Source organism: Chitinophaga sp. 30R24 (assembly GCF_049056765.1).
Lineage (GTDB): Bacteria > Bacteroidota > Bacteroidia > Chitinophagales > Chitinophagaceae > Chitinophaga.
Genome location: NZ_JBJGXX010000031.1, coordinates 1 through 3,942 on the forward strand (window position 1 = coordinate 1; position 3,942 = coordinate 3,942).

Consider the following 3,942-nt stretch of genomic DNA (forward strand, 5'->3'; position numbering starts at 1 on the left):
GAACTCAAATAGGCCTGAATAATAAGATGCTTGTCACTTTCCAGATAGTAACCGTTCTTAAGTTTGACGATTTTCTTCATTTTTTACATTTTTTGTGTAAACCTATTTCAGGACAAGACATATTGAGAAGCTGGACGAGGATACTAAAGAGAAGGTGTATTTCCTTATCGATAACATCATTCAAAATACTAAAGCTAAAAAAGCCTTTAACTCATAACAGCGCATTTCATAAATAGAAGGAGCCACATGCATCGCATGCAGCTCCTTCTATTTATTATAGTAAACATATACTTATCGGTACAAAGACCAATCTATTCTACTCATTAAATAAAACATAAAAATCAAATTCCCCAAAATTAAAAATACTAGGGACCAAACAACTAGTCCTCCTATAAACTGCTGTCTTCTGGATTGCTTATCCAATTCTTTAACATACAACTTCCATTTGTTTTTATGCAGAAAAAAAAAGTAATTGAATATTGTAATTACAACTGCTTGTGTAATTGTTACTAAATTATCATATCCAGGAACAATATCATGCTTGAATATGATTGAAAAGTATCCTTCCAGTGCCATAAGAAGCATTATTTCAAGGACAATTACAGATAACATTGCCTTCCATTCACTCCACCATCTAGACGGTGCATTTTCAGCAAATCTATACATCTTATAAAAAAAATATCTATACCAATTTTTAAGCATCATAAACTCAAATTAACCATTATTGCTTTAACGCTCCAAACGGAGCTGTTATAAATCCATCTCCTAGTATCTGTTGATTCGCATTCTGCAACTGCTCATAATCATTTGCATAACCGGGCCAACCACCAGGATAAAAAGAATCCATACCAAAATAAACACCTGCGGCCAGAGGATTATAATATAATCCATAAACTCCCATACCTAAATTCAATCCCGCTTTCGCAGGGTGTGTCGAGTTAGGATCATCTGCTCCTTTCTTATAATAATTATCAACAGCTTTAATATCCATAGCCGTCCCTATTGCCAAACTTAGTACTCCTCCTACTTTTGCCCACCTAGCTACCTTATAAGTTCTAATACCTGCTTTACTACCTCCTATCCAACCACTGTTATAATATTTAGGGCTAAATTGCCGCTGAACACCATTAGTAATTCTAAAGGTACCTGGTAGCGTTTCCAGTACAGAAGTTGTATTTCCATATACATAGTTTCCTCTTCCTCCCCACGTATACCAACTTGAAGTAGAACTACCGCTAAAAAACTAAAAGCATAAAACATAAATAGCCGCAGGCGTTGCCTGCGGCTATTTATGTTTTATGACTATGCCTTTCTCTTCTTATTTGAAATAAATTTCAATATATCATATATAACGAACCATACAGCAGGTTCAACTTGTAATTTGATAATATGATCTCCTATTGTTACAGGTAAATAGTTATTATTCTTTTTAGCCTGATAATTAGTTTCAACCTCTCCTAAACCAACCTTATTTATTAGAGATAGATCATAGTGATCAATTTTGTTATACTCCATGATAATTAACCTCATATTAGTTATGACCCAACTATAATCAGTAGATTCTTTATAACATAAAATTGCGTCCTCTTTTTCAGAGAAAAAATCTTTACTTAAAAAAAATAATCGCTTCTCCTGATCGGCATCGTTCCATAAAAAAGTTTTCTCACCAGCCACATTGCTTCTTCTATACTTAGCCTCTACTACTGATACGCTAATCATCCCTATAAAGATTTAGTAAGTTTTATACTATTGCTACTTGTTTGCACAAACTTATAACCTAGCCGATTTGCAATTCCAGCATTAATCAACTTAGTATTTTCAATTTCTATTCCTTTAATAACTATTTGTTTGGCACCTTTGCTTACAGCCTCTGCTTCAAAAGTTTGTAAAAGCTTGAATAAACTATTTCCATCGTCCAGCCCTGCAAGCGTCTGAATTGTCCTTTGATATGTTCCTTTTGTAACTGTAACACTTCCACGAACATAAAAATCGGCTACATGCTCTACTGTATATGCTCCAGCTTCAACCGCTGTAGTAGCTACTCTTGCTGCTCTCAACGACTGAAAAGCAGCCAGCAAAGGAGGTAAAGGAACTAAAAGCGATTCAACAGGAACATATTCAGCTCTACCACTAGCTCTTGATTTAGTGAGTTCGCCATCCATGCCATATATTAGTTGCCCACTCTCTAGTCCATTGTAAATCTCATCTACTGCCTGGTTCCCAACAGCACTTCCAGTTTCAATACGACCATTCTTTCTAAAATATAAATTTGAGTTAACTGCATCAACAATAGGAGATCCATCTGCGGCTGTCCCGACAGATGTTGATGTATAATTTACATGTACAGATTTTTTTGTTATATCTCTTACTTCGCCTCCGGTTTCCTCTGCAAAAGATCGAGCTGCCTTTCGTTGCGCACTTGTTGATCCAAAAAGACCAAAGAAATAATTTCCATCAGGATCAATACGACTAATAGGATTATTACCTGTATAATTATATGGAGTATAATCATAAAATTCATCGGACATCGCATCTACAACATGCCATCTTCCAATTTGCGCATCATACATCCTTGCTCCATAGTCGTACCACTCTAACCCTGATCCATCTCCGAACTCTTTGGATTGTAGCTCTTTTCCATTATACTTCTTTCGATTCTCCGGATAATTACTTCCTTTTAACGCATTTGAAGATATCCCACTCATCGTCAACCCAAATGGATAATAATAGCGTCTCCTCCAGCAACGGTCTCAAAGAACTTCTACCACTAAAAATAACGGATTTTATTTTTTCATATGAAAGAAAAAAATCTGATCGGTCATAAAACGCGGTCACCGTCCGGAGATAGATGATGTGTTACTGCCGCTGATTTTATATTCTCATGTTGATCATAGATTTATCGATCAGCCTATATTCTGCTGCTGATCACATCATCTATCTCCGGACGGAAGCGCGATAGTACTAACGCTGATCAGGGCACTAACGCTGGTGTTCGCGCAGCTTATTCTTCCGCCGCTGGGCCAGCGGTATAACGCTGATGGCTATATCCTGTCGCCCCAACAAAACGTCTTCCGCCCCACACCGCCATTCCCCCCTGGCCGCTGCGGCGGCAGCCAGAGCGTAGGCCCTGGAGCGCAGCGGAAGGGCCCAGCGAGGGCGAGCCGCAGCAGGCCGCGCCTTCGTCCTTTGTCTCGCCGGGAGCGCCAGCGGACGGCAAAATCAAAAATGGAAGGCCAGGGGGGATAGCGGGGGGCGGACAAAAATGGACAGCGAAGGGATGGCGGGCATAAAGGCAACCACGATTAAAAACAGCCCTTAGCCAGACCGGGAGCTGGACGAACGGAGGGCGCAGGAGCGCAAAAAGCGTGACAGGCCGCAGCGCAGCCCCTGTAGCGCAGCGGAAGGGGCAAGCGTAGGACTGGCGCGCCTTTTTGCCGACTAAGCCCGCAGTGAGACCGCTTTTCCTGGAACATACAGGCTTTATACTAACGGGTAGGGATATATTATTTCAGAGTGGATCTACACTATTTTAACGGATGGTACTGCTGCAAGGCATTTTGTAGATCATCCATATTACTGAGTTTATAACGCTGCGTACTACTCACATACCGGTGGCCAGCCATATACTGTACCTGTCGCAGGTTGTATTGCTTTAACCAGTGGGTAACTACACTGCTCCTGATCTGCGTTGCATCGATCACTTTGGGGTTAATCCGCCGTAACTGCCGCATCATTACTCCCACCTGGTTAATGATATTATTAGCACTGGCCTTGCCTGTTTTATTTTCCTGTAACAACGGCCCCATTTTAAACTTATTGGCTTTTATATAGGCTTGTAGTTCCAGCACCTGCACGGCTTCCAGCCTTAGCCACCTTTCATTACTATGACTGCTACCACTAATAAAAACCTTTCCCTCTTTTAAGTAAATATCTTTTACAGAT

At 40.2% G+C, this 3,942-nt stretch carries 3 protein-coding genes and 2 pseudogenes; all 5 read right to left on the minus strand.

What is annotated here, in order from left to right:
• Positions 1 to 291: 291 nt before the first annotated feature.
• Positions 292 to 705 (minus strand): hypothetical protein, encoded by a 414-nt coding sequence (locus tag ACDQ55_RS21530; protein ID WP_420983709.1) that lies wholly within the window; start codon positions 703 to 705, stop codon positions 292 to 294.
• Positions 706 to 721: 16 nt separating this feature from the next.
• Positions 722 to 991 (minus strand): hypothetical protein, encoded by a 270-nt coding sequence (locus tag ACDQ55_RS21535; protein ID WP_420983710.1) that lies wholly within the window; start codon positions 989 to 991, stop codon positions 722 to 724.
• A gap of 311 nt (positions 992 to 1,302) precedes the next feature.
• Complete coding sequence (locus ACDQ55_RS21540; protein ID WP_420983711.1) at positions 1,303 to 1,719, minus strand: hypothetical protein; 417 nt, start codon at positions 1,717 to 1,719, stop codon at positions 1,303 to 1,305.
• Positions 1,720 to 1,721: 2 nt separating this feature from the next.
• A pseudogene (locus tag ACDQ55_RS21545) lies at positions 1,722 to 2,714 on the minus strand (RHS repeat-associated core domain-containing protein); the annotation flags it as partial.
• A gap of 810 nt (positions 2,715 to 3,524) precedes the next feature.
• Positions 3,525 to 3,942: pseudogene (locus ACDQ55_RS21550) on the minus strand (hypothetical protein); the annotation flags it as partial.

Excerpts from the sequence above, each read along its gene's own strand:
- ACDQ55_RS21530 (WP_420983709.1), bottom strand. The coding sequence starts at position 705 with ATGATGCTTAAAAATTGGTATAGATATTTTTTTTATAAGATGTATAGA.
- ACDQ55_RS21535 (WP_420983710.1), bottom strand. The coding sequence starts at position 991 with ATGGATATTAAAGCTGTTGATAATTATTATAAGAAAGGAGCAGATGAT.
- ACDQ55_RS21540 (WP_420983711.1), bottom strand. The coding sequence starts at position 1,719 with ATGATTAGCGTATCAGTAGTAGAGGCTAAGTATAGAAGAAGCAATGTG.